The sequence below is a fragment of the Streptomyces sp. NPDC093984 genome (assembly GCF_044764595.1).
Taxonomy (GTDB): domain Bacteria; phylum Actinomycetota; class Actinomycetes; order Streptomycetales; family Streptomycetaceae; genus Streptomyces; species Streptomyces cynarae.
In genome coordinates, this window is the sequence record NZ_JBIWIM010000012.1 from 19,255 (window position 1) to 36,366 (window position 17,112).

Annotated in this window: 16 protein-coding genes; 13 read left to right on the forward strand and 3 right to left on the reverse strand. The window is 72.1% G+C overall.

The genetic code is table 11. From position 1 onward, the window contains the following. Positions 1-112: 112 nt before the first annotated feature. The 3 genes from ACIRC0_RS31920 to ACIRC0_RS31930 all read left to right on the forward strand — a co-directional run bounded on the left by ACIRC0_RS31920 (position 113) and on the right by ACIRC0_RS31930 (position 2,432). Complete coding sequence (locus ACIRC0_RS31920) at positions 113-1,294, forward strand: glycerophosphodiester phosphodiesterase (RefSeq protein ID WP_403623091.1); 1,182 nt, start codon at positions 113-115, stop codon at positions 1,292-1,294. Positions 1,295-1,382: 88 nt separating this feature from the next. Then, complete coding sequence (locus tag ACIRC0_RS31925; RefSeq protein ID WP_403623094.1) at positions 1,383-1,889, forward strand: sigma-70 family RNA polymerase sigma factor; 507 nt, start codon at positions 1,383-1,385, stop codon at positions 1,887-1,889. A gap of 45 nt (positions 1,890-1,934) precedes the next feature. Beyond that, complete coding sequence (locus ACIRC0_RS31930) at positions 1,935-2,432, forward strand: GNAT family N-acetyltransferase (protein ID WP_103840837.1); 498 nt, start codon at positions 1,935-1,937, stop codon at positions 2,430-2,432. Positions 2,433-2,468: 36 nt separating this feature from the next. Here the strand turns inward: ACIRC0_RS31930 and ACIRC0_RS31935 are convergent, their stop codons facing one another. Both ACIRC0_RS31935 and ACIRC0_RS31940 read right to left on the reverse strand, forming a co-directional pair. After that, the gene (locus ACIRC0_RS31935; RefSeq protein WP_403623097.1) at positions 2,469-2,900 is read right to left on the reverse strand and encodes a hypothetical protein; all 432 of its coding nucleotides are present in this window, start codon (positions 2,898-2,900) and stop codon (positions 2,469-2,471) included. A gap of 1 nt (position 2,901) precedes the next feature. After that, positions 2,902-3,261: a hypothetical protein gene (locus ACIRC0_RS31940; protein WP_403623100.1), complete on the reverse strand. Its 360-nt coding sequence runs from the start codon at positions 3,259-3,261 to the stop codon at positions 2,902-2,904. A gap of 450 nt (positions 3,262-3,711) precedes the next feature. Here ACIRC0_RS31940 and ACIRC0_RS31945 point away from each other — a divergent pair, with 450 nt between their 5' ends. From ACIRC0_RS31945 to ACIRC0_RS31980, 8 genes are all read left to right on the forward strand, one after another. After that, positions 3,712-4,758: a methionine ABC transporter ATP-binding protein gene (locus ACIRC0_RS31945; protein WP_403623103.1), complete on the forward strand. Its 1,047-nt coding sequence runs from the start codon at positions 3,712-3,714 to the stop codon at positions 4,756-4,758. Then, positions 4,755-5,501 (forward strand): methionine ABC transporter permease, encoded by a 747-nt coding sequence (locus ACIRC0_RS31950; RefSeq protein ID WP_403623106.1) that lies wholly within the window; start codon positions 4,755-4,757, stop codon positions 5,499-5,501. The genes ACIRC0_RS31945 and ACIRC0_RS31950 overlap by 4 nt, the downstream gene beginning before the upstream one ends. An 80-nt stretch (positions 5,502-5,581) precedes the next feature. Next, positions 5,582-6,415: a MetQ/NlpA family ABC transporter substrate-binding protein gene (locus tag ACIRC0_RS31955; protein WP_403623109.1), complete on the forward strand. Its 834-nt coding sequence runs from the start codon at positions 5,582-5,584 to the stop codon at positions 6,413-6,415. Positions 6,416-6,581: 166 nt separating this feature from the next. Then, positions 6,582-7,220, forward strand: a complete 639-nt coding sequence (locus tag ACIRC0_RS31960; protein WP_403623112.1) for a GNAT family N-acetyltransferase — start codon at positions 6,582-6,584, stop codon at positions 7,218-7,220. Between the two features lie 128 nt (positions 7,221-7,348). Further along, the gene (cbiE, locus tag ACIRC0_RS31965) at positions 7,349-8,554 is read left to right on the forward strand and encodes a precorrin-6y C5,15-methyltransferase (decarboxylating) subunit CbiE (protein ID WP_403623114.1); all 1,206 of its coding nucleotides are present in this window, start codon (positions 7,349-7,351) and stop codon (positions 8,552-8,554) included. A 343-nt stretch (positions 8,555-8,897) separates the two neighbouring features. Further along, on the forward strand, positions 8,898-12,524 hold the full coding sequence (cobT, locus tag ACIRC0_RS31970; protein WP_403623117.1) for a nicotinate-nucleotide--dimethylbenzimidazole phosphoribosyltransferase: 3,627 nt from the start codon (positions 8,898-8,900) through the stop codon (positions 12,522-12,524). Between the two features lie 145 nt (positions 12,525-12,669). Beyond that, positions 12,670-13,902, forward strand: coding sequence for a uroporphyrinogen-III C-methyltransferase (gene cobA, locus ACIRC0_RS31975; RefSeq protein WP_403623120.1), 1,233 nt, complete (start codon positions 12,670-12,672; stop codon positions 13,900-13,902). A gap of 63 nt (positions 13,903-13,965) precedes the next feature. Further along, positions 13,966-14,784 (forward strand): TrmH family RNA methyltransferase, encoded by an 819-nt coding sequence (locus ACIRC0_RS31980; protein ID WP_403623123.1) that lies wholly within the window; start codon positions 13,966-13,968, stop codon positions 14,782-14,784. Positions 14,785-14,837: 53 nt separating this feature from the next. On the opposite strand, the gene ACIRC0_RS31985 is transcribed toward ACIRC0_RS31980, so the two are convergent. Further along, positions 14,838-16,148 carry a serine/threonine-protein kinase gene (locus ACIRC0_RS31985; RefSeq protein WP_403623544.1) on the reverse strand — a complete coding sequence of 437 codons (1,311 nt, stop codon included), beginning with the start codon at positions 16,146-16,148 and terminating at the stop codon, positions 14,838-14,840. A gap of 196 nt (positions 16,149-16,344) precedes the next feature. Here ACIRC0_RS31985 and ACIRC0_RS31990 point away from each other — a divergent pair, with 196 nt between their 5' ends. Further along, positions 16,345-16,620 carry a hypothetical protein gene (locus ACIRC0_RS31990; protein WP_200421248.1) on the forward strand — a complete coding sequence of 92 codons (276 nt, stop codon included), beginning with the start codon at positions 16,345-16,347 and terminating at the stop codon, positions 16,618-16,620. A 199-nt stretch (positions 16,621-16,819) separates the two neighbouring features. Next, positions 16,820-17,026, forward strand: coding sequence for a hypothetical protein (locus ACIRC0_RS31995; RefSeq protein WP_403623126.1), 207 nt, complete (start codon positions 16,820-16,822; stop codon positions 17,024-17,026). Positions 17,027-17,112 lie beyond the last annotated feature (86 nt).

The following is a 17,112-nucleotide window of genomic DNA, read 5'->3' on the forward strand; positions in this document are numbered from 1 at the left end:
TCACCCAGGAGGACGTTCCCCGTCCGCCGCGCGTTCCCGCACACGTCTCCCGGCCGTCACCCGTCCGCACCTACGATCGAGCCGCTTCGAGTAGGTGTGGCGAGAGGAACACATGGGCGCGCAGGAGTCTTACGGGCAGGGGCAGGGGCAGGGGCAGGGGCAGGGAACGGGCCGGCGGGCGCTGCTCGGGGCCGCGGTGCTCGGCGCCGGCGGAGCGGTCCTCGGACTGCCCGGTGTCGCGAGGGCGGATTCGCGGCACACGGGCGGCGGGCTGAAGGGCCTGCCCGTGCCGACGATCATCGGTCACCGCGGAGCCAGCGGCTACCGTCCCGAGCACACGTTCGGCTCCTACAACCTGGCGCTCGACCTGGGCGCCGACATCGTGGAGGCCGGTGACCTGGTGCCCACCAAGGACGGCCACGTGGTGTGCCGGCACGAGCCGGAGATCGGCGGGACCACCGACGTCGCCGACCACCCCGAGTTCGCCGACCGCAGGAAGACCAAGGTCCTGGACGGTGTCTCCACCACCGGCTGGTTCACCGAGGACTTCACGCTCGCCGAGCTGAAGACGCTGCGCGCGATCGAGCGCATCCCCGCCACCCGTCAGCACAACACCCTCTACAACGGCCGCTGGGAGATCCCCACCTTCGAGGAAGTCCTGAAGTGGCAGGACGAGCAGACCCGCAAGCGCGGCAAGCAGGTGTGGATCTACCCCGAGACCAAGCACCCCACCTACTTCCGCAAGCAGGGTCTCGACATGGAGGCGTTGCTCTCCAAGGCCCTGCGCAAGCACGGCAAGGACCGGAAGAACTCACCGGTCATCATCCAGTCCTTCGAGCCGAGCAGCATCCAGCGCCTGAACAAGCTCGTCGACAACCCGCTCGTGGTGCTCCTGTCCGCCGCGAACACCCGCCCCTTCGACTTCGTCGAGTCGGGCGACCCGCGCACGGTCGCCGACCTCATCACCCCGAAGGGCCTGAAGGAGATCGCCTCCTACGCCCAGGGAATCGGCCCCACCCTCGACCTGGTCATCCCGAAGGACGCGAAGGGCAACCTCACCAAGCCCTCCACCCTGGTCGCCGACGCGCACGCCGCGGGCCTGATCCTGCACCCGTACACGATGCGCGACGAGAACACCTTCCTGCCCACGAACTTCCAGAAGGGCACCGACCCGACGGCCTACGGCGACGTCTTCGGCGCCTTCCGGACCTACTTCGCGACCGGCATCGACGGCGTCTTCACCGACAACGCCGACACCGGCGTGCTCGCCCGCGAGGACTTCCTGCGCGGCTGAGCGGTCGACGCGCGCCACGAGTACCCCGTCGGGGTGACTCGCCTCCGCCCCGGCAACCCGTCGCCGGGGCGGACGCGTCCCGTCGCGTATGAGGCACGAGATGGTCAGCACCCTCCGTCCACTGCTTACCGCCGAGGCCTCGGCGGAGGCGCACGCGGCCGGGATGGAGCCGAGCGATCTGGAACAGGCGGTGTGGCTACGGCTCCTGGAGCGGCTGGAGGCCGACCGGCCGCTCGTCGACCCGCAGGAATGGCTGCGCCGCGCGGTGCGTCTGGAGGCACGCCGCGGCCGACGCGCCGCCCGCCTCGAACTGCCGTACCGCGGTGACCCGGCCGACGACACCCGACCCGGCCCCGAGCAGCAGGCGCTCCTCGCGGCCCGCCGCCGGGCACTGCACGCCGCCGTACGCCGCCTCCCCGGCCGCTGCCCCCGCCTCATGGCGGCGTTGCTCTCCCCGCACGACCTGACCTACCGGGAAATCGCAGGGGAGTTGGGTATCTCACAAGGGAGTCTTGGTCCGGAACGCTCCAAATGCCTGGGATGTCTGCGTCGATTGCTTGCGGCGGAGGTTGCGGCGCTCGAACCGCGGGGATAGGAGTGAGGGACGACCGGTGATCAGGTGAGCGGGAGGCGTGCGCACATGGGCATGAGCGTGACCATCTCTGTGGCGACCGAGCAGGACGCCGAGCAGATCTTCAGGCTGCAGTACCTGTGCTTCCAGAGCGAAGCCGCGCTGTACGGCAACTACCGCATCGACCCGCTCGTCCAGACCCTGGACTCGGTCCGCGAGGAGGTCGCCTCGGACTGCGTCTTCGTGGCGCGGCTGGGCGAGGAGGTGGTCGGTTCGGTACGCGGCAGCGTGACGGAGGACGGGGCCGCCTCGATCGGCAAACTCTGCGTCCACCCGCGGCTGCAGGGCCACGGCATCGGCGCCCGGCTGCTGCGCGCGGCGGAGGCGGCACTGGTGGAGCGGCACGGCGCGAAGAAGTTCCGCCTCAGCGCCGGCCACCGCAGCGAGGGCAACCTGCGCCTGTACCGCCGGGTCGGCTACGAGACGGTGGGCACGGCTCAGGGAGCGGACGGCGTACCGATGATCGTCCTGGAGAAGCCGGCGAGTACGTACGCCACGACGGCGTAGGGAAGAGCGCCCCGAAAGGGGCGCGTCCCGCCGGGCTCAGGCCGCCTCCGCCTGACGCGCGGCGCCCTTCCGCAACCAGTACATGGCCGACAGCGGCAGCAGCACCGGAATGAAGACGTACCCCATGCCGTAGTCCGACCACACGGTCGCGTCGGGAAACGCGGACGGCTCGACCAGGGTCCAGGTCCCCACGGTGAGCACACCGACCAGCTCGGCCGCACAGCACACCAACGCCGCCCGGCGGGCCCTGTCGCCGCCACGCACCAGCGAGTACGTGATGAATCCGTAGACGACGCCGGCGACCGCGGACAGGGAGTACGCGAGCGGAGCCTTGTCGAACTGCGTCGAGATCTGTACGACCGACCGCGACACCGCCCCGACCACCATCACCCCGTACAGCCACACCAGCAGCATGCCGGGCCCGCCGATGAGCCGCGTCCTGGCCGGCTTCTCCTGCGTGGCCGTCATCTCAGCCTCCCCAGATGTCATAGAGCCGCACCTCCAGCACGGCGAGGACCACACCGCCGGCCGCGACCGTCACCGAACCCCACCGTGTGCGCTCGGCCAGCGACATGAAGCCCGCCGCCGGGATGCACGCGAAGGCGCCCAGCAGATACGCCACGAAGATCGTCGTGCCCTGCGCCGGCTTCTCGCCCCGCGCCAGCTGGACGATGCCGACGACCAGCTGGAGGAGGGCCAGCAGCGTCACCACGGCCATGCCGATGAAGTGCCAGTCCTTCGTGGGCTGATCACGGTAGGCGGCCCAGCCGCACCAGGCGGCGAGCAGCAGCGCGGCGACACCGGTCGCCAGCGTCAGGGCATCAAGCATGCCGCGACCCTATTACGGGCCAAAAGCACTGATGTCCCCGCCCCCGTGGCCGACCGCGGCATCGCCCCGCCGGCCGTGGCGTTGACCACAGCCGGCGCCACTCGTCCGCTATTCGGACAGTCGTGTCAGGTCCCGGTCCGGCGTCTGCTTTACTTGCATCCATGACCACGACGAGCTGCCGCACTGTTGCGACCGAGGCGACCATGACGCCCGGTGCTCGTTGTATGTGTCGAATGTGCGCCTGCTAGAGGGCCCCCGCACCACCTAGACCTCGCGCCCCGAAGCGAGACCGCCGTGGCATGTCCGTACGCACGCGTCGTACGCGACTGACCCCCCGCGCACACGTTCTCCCCGGTTCCATCGCCCTTGCGAGAACCGTGCCGCGTTGCCATGCACGCATCCGTGCCCGGCGCACACCCACGCCCTGCACTCGACAGTGACGGAAACCCAGTGATCACCACATCGGGCCTGACGAAAATCTACCGGGCCGACCGTTCGCGCGGCCGCGAGGTCACCGCCCTCGACGGCGTCGACCTGCACGTACGCGAGGGCGAGGTGTACGGCGTCATCGGCCAGTCCGGCGCCGGCAAGTCCTCGCTCATCCGCTGCGTCAACCTCCTGGAGCGCCCCACCTCCGGCACGGTCACCGTGGCCGGCCAGGACCTGACCGCGCTCGCCGGCCGCGGACCACGCGCCGGCAGGGAGCTCCGCGCGGCGCGCAGCCGGATCGGCATGGTCTTCCAGCACTTCAACCTGCTGTCCTCGCGCACCGTCCAGGACAACGTCGAGCTGCCCCTGGAGATCCTCGGCAAGTCCGGGAAGGAACGGTCCCGTAAGGCCCTCGAGCTCCTCGACCTCGTCGGTCTCGCCGACAAGGCCAGGGCCTACCCGGCCCAGCTCTCCGGCGGCCAGAAGCAGCGCGTCGGCATCGCCCGCGCCCTCGCCGGCGACCCCAAGGTGCTGCTCTCCGACGAGGCGACCAGCGCCCTCGACCCGGAGACCACCCGTTCCATCCTCCAGCTGCTGCGCGACCTCAACCGGCAGCTCGGCCTGACCGTCCTGCTCATCACCCACGAGATGGACGTCGTCAAGAGCGTCTGCGACTCGGCGGCCCTCATGGAGAAGGGCCGCATCGTCGAGTCCGGCACGGTCGGCGAACTGCTCGCCACCCCCGGCTCCCACCTGGCCTCCGCACTCTTCCCGGTCGGCGGCCAGGCATCCGGCGACGACCGGACCGTCGTCGACGTCACCTTCCAGGGCGAGGCCGCCACGCAGCCCGTCATCTCCCAGCTGTCCCGCACCTACAACATCGACATCTCGATCCTGGGCGCCGCCATCGACACCGTCGGCGGCCTCCAGGTCGGCCGGATGCGCATCGAACTGCCCGGCCGCTACGAGGACAACGTCGTGCCGATCGGCTTCCTGCGCGAGCAGGGCCTGCAGATCGACGTGGTGGGCCGCCAGGACGCCCCGCTGGTGAAGGAAGGTGCCAAGTGACCTGGACCGACTTCTCGGAAATGCAGCCGCTGCTGTCCCAGGCCTCCTGGGACACCCTCTACATGGTCGGCTGGTCCACCCTCATCGCCGTCGCCGGCGGCCTGCCGCTCGGCGTGCTGCTGGTGCTGACCGACCGCGGCGGACTGCTCCAGAACGTCGTGGCCAACAGGGTCCTCGGGCAGGTCGTGAACATCGCCCGCTCGATGCCGTTCATCATCCTGATGGTCGCGCTGATGAGCTTCACGCGCTGGGTCACGGGGACGACGATCGGCCGCGAGGCCGCCATCGTGCCGCTCGCCATCGGCGCCGTACCGTTCTTCGCGCGCCTGGTCGAGACGGCTGTCCGCGAAGTGGACGGCGGCCTCGTCGAGGCCGTGCAGGCGATGGGCGGCAACACCTGGACCGTCGTGCGCAAGGTCCTCGTACCGGAGGCCCTGCCCTCCCTGATCTCCTCCGCGACCACCACCGTCGTCGCCCTCATCGGCTACTCCGCGATGGCCGGCACGGTCGGCGCCGGCGGCCTCGGCGACATCGCCATCCGCTACGGCTACCAGCGCTTCGAGACCCAGCTGATGTGGATCACCGTGGCGGTCCTGGCGGTCGTCATCGCGCTCATCCAGTTCGCCGGCGACTTCGCGGCCCGCGCCCTGCACCGCCGCGGCGGCCGCTCCGGACCGGCGCCGAAGCTGCGGCTGCTGAAGGCGAAGGAGCCCGCGACGGCCGATGTGAGCAAGGTCGCCTGAGCCGCGCCGCCCCGGCGTACCCCCTGAACTCCCCGTGAACCATGACGGGGTCGCACCACCCATAAGGAAAGGCACTTTTCGTGCGTAACACCGCCAAGATCACCACCGCCGTCCTCGCCGCGGGAGCCCTCACCTTCGGGCTCAGCGCCTGCGGCTCCGGCAAGAGCAGCTCCGCCTCCTCCGGCTCCGACGGCCCGCTCGTCGTCGCCGCGAGCCCCACGCCGCACGCCGAGATCCTTGACTTCGTCAAGGACAACCTGGCGAAGAAGGCGGGCCTGGACCTCCAGGTCAAGGAGTTCACCGACTACGTCACGCCGAACACGGCGACCGAGGACGGGTCGGTCGGTGCCAACTACTTCCAGAACCAGCCGTACCTCGACGACTTCAACAAGAAGAAGGGCACCCACATCGTGCCCGTCGTCACGGTGCACCTGGAGCCGCTCGGCCTGTACTCCCACAAGATCAAGAAGGCCGACGAGCTGAAGAGCGGTGCGACCGTCGCCATCCCGAACGACACGGTCAACGAGGCGCGTGCGCTCAAGCTGCTCGACGCGAACGGTCTCATCACGCTCAACAGCGGCGTGGGCAACGAGGCGACCCCGCAGGACATCGCCAAGAACCCGAAGAACCTCAAGTTCAAGGAGCTGGAGGCGGCCCAGACCCCGCGCTCCCTGGACGACGTGGACGCCGCGGTGATCAACGGCAACTACGCCATCTCCTCCGGCCTCAAGCCCGCCAAGGACGCCCTCGTCCTGGAGTCCGCGAAGAACAACCCCTACGGCAACTTCCTCGCTGTCAAGAAGGGCAACGAGAACGACCCGCGGGTCAAGAAGCTGGCCAAGCTCCTCGTCTCGCCCGAGGTCAAGAAGTTCATCGAGGACAAGTACCAGGGATCGGTCATCGCCTCCTTCTGATCCCGCCCGTCGACTGCCGTCGGCGCCGCGTGCACCGCGTATCGCCACGCACGGGGTCCGCTCCCTCACCGGGTGTGGACCCCGTGGTGCGTTTCGCCGCCCCCATGCTGCATGCTGGGCAGTTCAGCAGGCCCTGACGGTTTTTCGAAGGTTACGGAGCGGCGCAATGACGAGCACCTTCCCCAACGTCTCCATCAGCACGGAGCGTTTGGTCCTGCGCCCTCTCGACGAGGACGACGTCCCCGCGCTGGCCGAGATGATGAACGACGAACTGGTCGGCGCCTGGACCGACGTGCCCCAGCCGTTCACCGAGGAGGGCGCCCGCACCTGGATCACCGAGTACGCGCCCGCCGAACGCGCCTCGGGCCGCGGCCTCGACCTCGCCGTCACCGAGTTCCTCACCCAGCGCCTGGTGGGCGTCATCCAGCTCACCAAGACCAACTGGCATGTGCGGTCGACCGAGCTGTCGTACATCATCGCGCCCTGGGCACGCGGCGAGGGCTACGCCTGTGAAGCCGCGCTCGCGACCGCCCAATGGCTCTTCCGTGACCAGAACTTCGAGCGGATCGAACTGCGCACCGCGGCCGACAACACCGCCTCCCAGCAGGTCGCCCAGAAGATCGGCTGCATCAGCGAGGGCGTCCTGCGCAACGCCTGCATAGCGCACGTCCGTGCGGAGGACGGCACCTGGACGGACGTACGGACCGACTTCATCGTGTGGAGCCTGCTGCCGGAGGACCTCGACGGGGTCAGCGACGAGTTGGCCGACACGGGGGGTTTCACGTCGTTCTCGCACTGGAACTGACAGCGAGGGACCGCTCCCACGGGCCTGGCCCGGGGCGAGTGCACCCAGCCGAACGGGATACCCTCACGGAGCCCACCGTACGGGCTGCCCCCTGACGACCTGCGCGAAAAACCTGGAGACTGACGACGATGGCCGACCGGGTCACGGTGATCGGCTGGGACGGCTCGCCGCTGACCGCCGCGGCGCGCTCCGCCCTCGGGGCCGCCACGCTCGTCGCCGGCGCGGCCCACCACCTCGCCCTCCCCGAAGTGCCTCCGGCCGCCGAGCGCATCCGCCTCGGCAGTGTCGCCCTCGCCGCCCGCCGTATCGCCGCCCACCGCGGCACCGCAGTCGTCCTCGCCGACGGCGACCCGGGCTTCTTCGGTGTCGTACGCACGCTGCGCGCCCCCGAGTACGGCCTGGAGGTCGAAGTCGTCCCCGGCGTCTCCTCCGTGGCCGCCGCCTTCGCGCGCGCCGGGATGCCCTGGGACGACGCACAGGTGGTCGTCGCACACCGCCGCACCCTGCGACGCGCGGTCAACGTATGCCGCGCCCACGCCAAAGTCGCGGTCCTCACCTCACCGGGCGCCGGACCCGCCGAGCTCGGACTGCTCCTCGACGGCGTCCACCGCACCTTCGTCATCTGCGAGGAACTGGGCACCGAGCGCGAACAGGTCACCGTCGTCACCTCGGACAAGGCCGCCGACCACACCTGGCGCGACCCCAACGTCGTCATCGTCATCGGAGGACCGGTCACCGCCGCCGACGGCTGGATCGCCGGACGCGACCCGGGCGCGGGACCGCGCGGCTGGGCCCTGCCCGCCGAGGCGTACGGCGGGGGACTCGGCGAAGGGGAGACTGAGCTGCTGCGGGCCGCCCAACTCGCCCGCCTCGGGCCCAGGGTGGGCGACCTGGTGTGGGACATCGGCAGCGGCAGCGGCGCGTTCGCCGTGGAGGCCGCCCGCTGCGGGGCCGCCGTCATCGCCGTCGACCAGGACCCCGACGCATGCGGCCGTACCACGGCAGCCGCACGCCACTTCGGCGTCCAGCTCCAGGTCGTGCACGGCACCGCACCGCACATTCTGGAGAACCTGCCCGAACCGGACGTCGTCCGCGTCGGCGGCGGGGGAGCGGCGGTCGTCTCCGCCGTCGCCGACCGCCGCCCGCAGCGCATCGTCACCCACGCCGCGACCCGCGACGCGGCCGAACTCGTCGGCAGGGATCTCACGGAACACGGCTACGACGTCGAGTGCGCCCTGCTGCAGTCCGTCGAACTCGACACGCGGGCCTGGACGGAGAAGGAGCGGAGCGTCGCGTTCCTGCTCAGCGGCCGATTGGCCGAACGCTCCCCGTGATCCGGTTGTCGTACCGGCGCGGTAGGCTGGCCGACCGTCGTACCGTACTCGGGTGATCCGGCATTCATCAGTCAATGTCCGGAAAGCGCACCCCTTTTGGGGTGGATGCGGTACGGCCGGACCGGAGGGCGCGCAACGTGGCGCAGTCCACAGCGGGCCGTCGCGGATCACCCTGTCGCGACGGCGGAACGACCGCGACAATGCCGTTCAATGGCTTTGTCGTCATTGTGGGCGGGTCGTTCGTGCCGCTGGGCACGCACGCTCGTTCTTCACTGCGGGCGGTCGGCGTGCCGTTCCGGGCCAGCTGGTCGTAGAAGCACTAACCGATGGGCGAGGGGTACGCATGACCGACACCGGCCAGGTCCCGGGCGAGGGGCTGCCGGAGAACGCAGGCATGGTGGAGCAGCCGGGCGTCCTCGCGCCGGGCGCGTACACCTACCTCGACCCTTCCGGCAGCGCTCCCGAGGACGACGACCTGCTCCTGATGCCGGGCCAGCAGGGCGCGTGGGGCAACGAGATGCCGCAGCACGCCCCGGCTCCGGCGCCGTATCCCCACGAGCCCGGTCCGCACGAGGCGGCCGGCCGGGACAGCGGCTCCATCGACGTCGGCGCGGTCCGTACGCCGCCCCCGGCGCCCGCGCCGCAGCAGACGCCGCGCCGTCCGCTGCACCTCGGCCCGCCCATCCCGGACACCTCCGCGAGCCCGGTGCGCACGCTCTCCGACCGCGGTCCGGCGGACGCCCCGATGCGCCCCTCCGGGCCGCCCACCACCGGTCCCGAGTACCTCGACGTGCCGCAGCAGGCGGAGAACCCCCCACAGGGAGCGGTGCCCTGGGGGCCGCCGCCGCAGCAGCACACCGTGCCGCCGGTGGGCACGGAGGGGACGGCCGCAGAAACGGTCGTTCCGGCACCGGCGCCCGAGCCCGCGCCGACGGTTCAGCCGACCGCCGCGCCGGTCGCCCCGGAGGCCGCGCCCGTGACCGCCGAGGCCGCGCACGAGGCCCCGCAGGGCTACGGCCTGCTGGTCGACTCGGAGCCGCAGCAGATGCCGCAGCCGACGCCGGAGGCGCCGCAGGCCGCGCACGGCGTGCCGGCCCCGGAGGGCGCGCTCGGCATGCCCGAGCAAGGCCAGGCCGAGGCGGCCGACGACGCCGGACACGTCCTGCCGGACGGGGCGCTGAACGACGGCTCGCAAGGCGGCGCCTGGCAGCACGACGGCTCGCAGCATCCCGGAGCCGTACCGGCGCCGGATGCCGCACCGGCGCAGGACGCGACCCCCGCCGGGTTCGCTCCGCAGGTCCCGGACGTCGTGCCCGTGGCGGACACCGCCCCGGACCTCGGGGCCGTACCGCCCGTGGACGGCGAGCCGCACATCGGCGTGCCCGCGCCCGCGGCCGAGGCGGGGTCGGCCCCGCAGGCCGCGGAGGCCCACGTTCCGGCGCCCGCCGCGCACCCGACGGCTCCCGCCCAGGACCACCAACCCGTGGCCGACGCCCCGGCCGAGCAGGAGGTCCACGATCCGGGCCAGGCCCCGGCCGAGCAGGTCCACGACACCAGCCTCACCCCGGCCGAGCAGGTCCACGACACCAGCGGGACCCCGGCCGCGGCACCGGCAGCGGAGGAGCACGCGCCCCTGACGGACACCGAGGCCCAGGCCCCTGACACCCCGGCACTGTTCGCCGAGCCCGCGCCGCAGCAGGCTCCCGCCCCCGAGGAGGCGCAGCCCGCGGTCGCCGAGCCCGCGCCGGCCGTGCCGGTGGGCGGACCCGCCCAGGAGCACGGCGAGCAGGAGGCGGGCGGCGAGCCCGCCGCCGTACCCGGTGTGCCCTCCGACGCGCCCGGCGTCCCGGCCGATACCGCCGGTGTGCAGGCCGACGCGCCCGTGGAGCCCCAGGCGGACCAGTCGTTCGGCCGGTTCGTGCCCGTCGAGGGCACCGTGCCGACCACCCCGCACCTGGCCCCCACCCCGCCGCACGCGCTGACCGTGCCGCCCCTGCCCGTCCAGGAGCAGCCGCCCGCCGAGGAATCCGCTCCGGCCGCCGCTCAGCAGGAGGAACCGGCGGTGCAGGAGCCCTTCGCGATGGTTCCCGGCCCCCGCGAGGGTGAGGCGCCCGCCCCGGAGCCGGATGCCGAGGACCCGGAGCCGGTGGTCGCACAGCAGGCGGACGACCTCGACACCCGGGCCGCTGACCAGGAAGAGAGCACGGCCGCCGTGGAAGAAGCACGACAGTCCACCGGCCCGGCGGCGCCCGGATACGACGACGCCGAGCGCGAAGCCGTCCTGCGCGTGATGCGCGAGCGCCGCGACATCCGCAACGGCTTCCGCAGCGACCCGATCCCGCACGACGTGCTGCTGCGCGTGCTGGAGGCCGCCCACACGGCACCCTCCGTGGGCCACTCCCAGCCCTGGGACTTCGTCGTCATCCGCTCCGCCGAGACGCGCCGCACGATGCACGAACTGGCCATGCGCCAGCGCGAGGCGTACGCCAAGTCGCTGCCCAAGGGCCGGGCGAAGCAGTTCAAGGAACTGAAGATCGAGGCCATCCTCGACACACCGGTGAACATCGTGGTCACCGCCGACCCTACCCGGGGCGGCCGCCACACCCTCGGCCGGCACACCCAGCCGCAGATGGCGCCGTACTCCTCCGCGCTCGCCGTCGAGAACCTGTGGCTCGCGGCCCGCGCCGAGGGCCTCGGTGTCGGCTGGGTCAGCTTCTTCGACGAGCGTGAGATGGTCCGCGCCCTCGGGCTGCCCGAGCACCTGGAGGTCGTGGCCTACCTGTGCGTCGGGTACGTCGACGAATTCCCGGAGGAGCCCGAGCTGATGCAGGCGGGCTGGTCCAAGCGCCGCCCGCTGTCCTGGGTCGTGCACGAGGAGACGTACGGCCGTCGCGCGCTGCCCGGCGAGGAGCCGCACGACCTGCTCGCCGAGACCGTCGCCGGCATCCGCCCGCTGGACGCCAAGGCGCTCGGCGAGGCCTGGGAGCGGCAGAAGCGGATGACCAAGCCCGCGGGCGCCCTCGGCATGCTGGAGATCATCTCCGCGCAGCTGTCCGGTCTGTCCCGGCAGTGCCCCCCGCCGATCCCGGAGCCCGCGGCCGTCGCCATCTTCGCGGGCGACCACGGCGTGCACGCCCAGGGCGTCACCCCGTGGCCCCAGGAGGTGACGGGCCAGATGGTCGCCAACTTCCTCGGCGGGGGAGCGGTCTGCAACGCCTTCGCGGGCCAGGTCGGTGCCGAGGTCTGTGTCATCGACGTGGGCGTGGCCGCCGACCTGCCCGCCACCCCCGGCCTGCTGCCGCGCAAGGTCCGCGCCGGCACGGCCGACATGACGACCGGTCCCGCGCTCACCCGCGAGGAGGTCAAGCAGGCGATCGAGGTCGGCATCGAGACGGCCCGCGACCTGGTGGCGGCCGGCAACCGGGCGCTGCTCACCGGTGAGATGGGCATCGCGAACACGACGGCCTCGGCCGCCCTGATCGCCGTCTTCACGGATACCGACCCCTCCGAGGTGACGGGCCGCGGCACCGGCATCAACGACGAGACGCTGGCCCGCAAGACCGAGGTCGTGCGCCGCGCCATCGAACTCCACCAGCCGGACCCGGCCGACCCGATCGGCGTCCTGGCGGCGTTCGGCGGCCTGGAGCACGCGGCGATGGTGGGCCTGCTGCTCGGCGGCGCGTCCCTGCGCACGCCGGTCATCCTGGACGGCGTCAGCGCAGGCGCCGCCGCCCTGGTGGCGCGCGCCATCGCCCCCGAGGTGCTCGCGGCGTGCATCGCAGGCCACCGCAGCGCGGAGCCGGGCCATGTGGCCGCCCTGAACAAACTGGGCCTTCGCCCCCTGGTCGACCTGGACCTCCGCCTGGGCGAGGGCACGGGCGCCCTGCTGGCCCTGCCGCTGGTCCAGAGCGCGGCGCGGGCGATGCACGAGGTGGCGACGTTCGACTCGGCGGGGGTCACCGAGAAGTAGCGCCGCTCCATGTCCGCGCAGGGGCGGCTCAGCCTTCGACCAGGTGAGCCGCCCCTGACGTCCGCACCATAGAATCCGCACGTCGGGCCCCTCCAAAGCCGCAGAGGCCGCCGTCCCCCACCGCCGCACGAGGAGCCGCACCTCCATGGCCGAACACCCCCCGTACCCCGTAGGGCTCCGCCTGACCGGACGCCGCGTCGTCGTCATCGGCGGCGGCCAGGTCGCCCAGCGCCGCCTCCCGGCGCTGATCGCGGCAGGCGCGGACATCGTCCTCGTCTCCCCGGAAGCGACCCCCTCGGTCGAAGCCATGGCGGACGCGGGGGAGATCACCTGGGAGCAGCGCCCGTACGAGGACGGCGACCTCGCCGACGCCTGGTACGCCCTGATCGCCACCAGCGACCCCGAAGCGAACTCCCGGGCCTCGGCGGAGGCAGAGGCGAACCGGGTGTGGTGCGTCCGCTCCGACGACGCCGACGCGGCCACCGCGTGGACCCCCGCTACCGGCCACAGCGAGGGCGTCACGGTCGCCGTGCTCACCACCGAGGCCAGGGGCCGCGACCCCCGGCACACCGCCGCCATCCGTGACGCCGTGGTGGAGGGCCTGCGCGACGGCACCCTGGTCGCCCCGCACCACCGCACCCGCACCCCCGGTGTGGCGCTCGTCGGCGGCGGCCCCGGCGACCCGGACCTGATCACCGTCCGCGGGCGGCGGCTGCTCGGCGAGGCGGACGTGGTCATCGCCGACCGTCTCGGCCCTCGCGACCTGCTCGCCGAACTCCCACCGCACGTCCAGGTGATCGACGCGGCGAAGATCCCGTACGGCCGTTTCATGGCCCAGGAGGCCATCAACAACGCGCTGATCGAGCACGCCAAGCAGGGCAAGTCGGTCGTTCGCCTGAAGGGCGGCGACCCGTACGTCTTCGGCCGTGGCATGGAGGAGGTGCAGGCGCTCGCCGAGGCGGGCATCCCGTGCACGGTCGTCCCGGGCATCTCCAGCTCGATCTCCGTGCCGGGCGCGGCCGGCATCCCCGTCACCCACCGCGGTGTCGCACACGAGTTCACGGTGGTCAGCGGGCATGTCGCCCCTGACGACGAGCGTTCCCTGGTCGACTGGCCGTCCCTGGCCCGGCTGACGGGCACGCTCGTGATCCTCATGGGTGTCGACAAGATCGGGAAGATCGCCGAGACGCTCGTCGCCCACGGCAAGGCGCCCGACACCCCCGTCGCCCTGGTCCAGGAGGGCACGACGGCCGCCCAGCGCCGGGTCGACGCGACGCTGGCGACGGTCGCGGAGACCGTACGGGAGAAGGACGTGAAGCCGCCGGCCGTCATCGTCATCGGCGAGGTCGTGACGGTGGGGCCGCGGCCGGTCGAGTAACCCGGGGTAACACGTCCCGTTCCAGCCGTTGGCACCGCTCCCCCGACAAGGCAGTATCACCCTGTGGCCGATCTCATCACCGTTGAGGACCCCGACGACCCGCGCCTCACCGACTACACGGGTCTGACCGACGTGGAGCTGCGCCGCAAGCGCGAACCCGCCGAGGGACTGTTCATCGCCGAGGGCGAGAAGGTCATCAGACGGGCCAAGGCGGCCGGCTACGAGATGCGCTCCATGCTGCTGTCCTCCAAGTGGGTCGACGTCATGCGGGACGTCATCGACGAGCTCCCCGCCCCGGTGTACGCGGTCAGCCCGGAACTGGCCGAACAGGTCACCGGCTACCACGTGCACCGCGGCGCGCTCGCCTCCATGCAGCGCAAGCCGCTGCCGGCGGCGGACGAACTCCTCGCCTCCGCCCGCCGGGTCGTGATCATGGAATCCGTGAACGACCACACCAACATCGGCGCGATCTTCCGCTCCGCCGCCGCCCTCGGCATGGACGCGGTCCTGCTGTCACCCGACTGCGCCGACCCGCTGTACCGGCGCAGCGTGAAGGTGTCCATGGGCGCGGTCTTCTCGGTGCCGTACGCACGCCTCGACACCTGGCCGAGGAGCCTGGAGTCGGTCCGCGAGGCCGGCTTCACGCTCCTCGCGCTCACCCCCGACGAGAAGGCCAAGACCCTCGACGAGACGGCTCCGCACAAGATGGACCGGGTCGCGCTGATGCTCGGCGCGGAGGGCGACGGACTGTCCACCCAGGCGCTGGTCGCCGCGGACGAATGGGTCCGCATCCCCATGGCCCACGGGGTCGACTCCCTCAACGTGGGCGCGGCGGCCGCGGTCGCCTTCTACGCGGTCGCCACCGGCCGCCCCCGGTCCTAGGGTTCCGTCTTTCGGGTCAGCCCGGTCGTCCGCCGGTCGTCCCCTGTGCCCGGTCAGCCGTCCCGGTCGAGCTCGCTGTGGTACTGCTCGGCCATCCGGTCTCCGGTCAGGGGCGTGTACGACTGCTCCGGTCGTACGTCCTTGCGTACGTGTCCGTCGTCCATGCCGCGCGCCGGCCCCTGGCACCCCTGGGCCGCCGCGATGCCCAGCGCCACCAGCAGCGTCACCACCACGAACACGAAGATCCGCTGGCGCAGCAGCCGCGGGTTGGCCGGGCGCCGCCCCGTCCCGGTGGTACGGGGCGCGGGCCGTCCCGCGCCACTGCGCGGTGCGGGACGGCCGCCCGAGCGGGTCGAGGTGCCGCGCTGCGCGGGCGTCGGTCGCGACCCCGGCCGGGAGCCGCTGCTGCGGGGCGGGGGAGTGCCCGGCCCCTGCGGGCGGCGCACGGTGGGCTGCTCCGCGTACTGCTGCGCGAGCCGCCCCGACGGCCGGTCCGGGTCGCCGCGCCGGTCGGACGGCCGCACGTCCGTGAGGCCCTGGGTCTCCCGGGCCGCGATCTCCTTGAGCCGGAGCGAGAGTTGGAGGGTGCTCGGCCGTTCGTCGGGGTCCTTCGCGAGGCAGGCGCGGACGAGCGGAGCCAGGGCGTCCGGCACGCCGTGCAGTTTCGGCTCCTCGTGCACCACGCGGTAGAGCATCACCTCGGAACTGCCGTGTCCGAAGGGCGAGTCTCCGGTCGCCGCGTACGCCAGCGTGGCGCCCAGCGCGAACACGTCCGTGGCCGGCGTGACGGCGGCCCCCCGCACCTGCTCGGGGGCGAGGAAACCGGGCGACCCCACGGCCGTGCCGACGTGGGTGAGCGTCGAGGCACCGGTCGCCCAGGCGATGCCGAAGTCGATGATCCGGGGCCCCTTCGGGGACAGCAGGATGTTGGACGGCTTCAGATCACGGTGCACGACCCCGGCCTCGTGCACCGCCACGAGCCCCTCGGACAGGGCGGCCCCGACGGCGGCCACCTCGGCGGCCGTGAGGGGGCCCTCCTCGGCGACCTTGTCGTGCAGCGACGGCCCGGGCACGTACTGCGTGGCGAACCACGGGCGATCCGCCTCCAGATCGGCGGCCACCAGCCGCGCCGTACACCCGCCACGAATCCGCCGTGCCGCCGAGACCTCACGTGCGAACCGCGACCGGAACTCCTGATCCTCCGCGAGATCCGGCCGGATCACCTTCAGCGCGACCCTCTGGCCCCGCTTGTCGGAGCCCAGGTAGACGACGCCCATCCCGCCCGCGCCGAGCCGCCGGTGAAGCCTGAACGAGCCGACGACACGCGGGTCCTCACGCCTCAGGCGCATCATCGCCATGTCCATCCCCGCTGCCCGGTCCGTTTGACGAGCCACAGCTTACGTTTCCACGGCCGGGTGCGCGCAGAGGCCGCGCCCTCTCGCCCCGATCGATTGTCAGTGCCCCGTGGGAGACTTGAGAGGTGGTCAGGACAGGGGCCGGAAGGTCCGCAGCGCGCTGTCCATGATCCCAAACACCCGCTGGGGAAGGGGGATTGAACTCGTGAAGGGTGATCGTGTGGAGATAGTCGTGGACGCGGGGGACACGACGCGTACGTACGAGGTGGTGGCGAGCAGGGCGGGCCGCCGGGTGGAGACGGCGGTGCGCAGGGGGGTGGTGGAAGTGAGCGAAGTCACGCGTTCCGGGACGGTCGTACGGACGGCCCGCTTCATGGCGAACCGGGTGCTGGCGCTGGTGGAGCAGCCGGTCCCACGGGAAGACGGGTCGGAGCAGAAGGGGTACACCGGGCGTCCCCTCCGGGAAGACCCTGAGACGTAGGACCTCGTCTCCACCCAGGGGAGTACGCCGCAGGTCATCGCTCCTCCTCGGGGAGGCCAGGGAATCGATACGAGGGCATGACGACCGGGGATCGCCCGAAGCCTAGATTTGAGGTCAAGCGGCGGGTGCAGCACTCGTCCCCCGAGGTCAGGCACCCGCCGCTGCCAACGACAACAGCACCACGGTCAGGAGAGGGACCATGGCCCATACGGCACCGCGGACAATGATCCGCACACAGGGGCGCAGGGCGTACGCCGCGTTCGGCACCCGTCGCCAGGGCCGCCGCCACCCCCTGGTGGCGACCGCGATGGTCCTCCCCCTGGCGGCCCTGCTCGTGTACGCCTTCGGCGGCTGGGATGCAGTGGTCACACAAGCGTCGTCCGTGGGCGTGATGCTGGGGCGCTGAGCGGCGCCCCAGGCCCGGAAGAGCGGTCCGGGCGGGGACATCCACCCATGCAACCCCGTGGGGACGGGGGTCCGGCGGACGGCACC

Excerpts from the sequence above, each read along its gene's own strand:
- cobA (WP_403623120.1), top strand. The coding sequence starts at position 12,670 with ATGGCCGAACACCCCCCGTACCCCGTAGGGCTCCGCCTGACCGGACGC.
- cbiE (WP_403623114.1), top strand. The coding sequence starts at position 7,349 with ATGGCCGACCGGGTCACGGTGATCGGCTGGGACGGCTCGCCGCTGACC.
- ACIRC0_RS31925 (WP_403623094.1), top strand. The coding sequence starts at position 1,383 with ATGAGGCACGAGATGGTCAGCACCCTCCGTCCACTGCTTACCGCCGAG.
- ACIRC0_RS31985 (WP_403623544.1), bottom strand. The coding sequence starts at position 16,148 with ATGGACATGGCGATGATGCGCCTGAGGCGTGAGGACCCGCGTGTCGTC.
- ACIRC0_RS31930 (WP_103840837.1), top strand. The coding sequence starts at position 1,935 with ATGGGCATGAGCGTGACCATCTCTGTGGCGACCGAGCAGGACGCCGAG.
- ACIRC0_RS31995 (WP_403623126.1), top strand. The coding sequence starts at position 16,820 with ATGGCCCATACGGCACCGCGGACAATGATCCGCACACAGGGGCGCAGG.
- ACIRC0_RS31935 (WP_403623097.1), bottom strand. The coding sequence starts at position 2,900 with ATGACGGCCACGCAGGAGAAGCCGGCCAGGACGCGGCTCATCGGCGGG.
- ACIRC0_RS31960 (WP_403623112.1), top strand. The coding sequence starts at position 6,582 with ATGACGAGCACCTTCCCCAACGTCTCCATCAGCACGGAGCGTTTGGTC.
- cobT (WP_403623117.1), top strand. The coding sequence starts at position 8,898 with ATGACCGACACCGGCCAGGTCCCGGGCGAGGGGCTGCCGGAGAACGCA.
- ACIRC0_RS31920 (WP_403623091.1), top strand. The coding sequence starts at position 113 with ATGGGCGCGCAGGAGTCTTACGGGCAGGGGCAGGGGCAGGGGCAGGGG.
- ACIRC0_RS31940 (WP_403623100.1), bottom strand. The coding sequence starts at position 3,261 with ATGCTTGATGCCCTGACGCTGGCGACCGGTGTCGCCGCGCTGCTGCTC.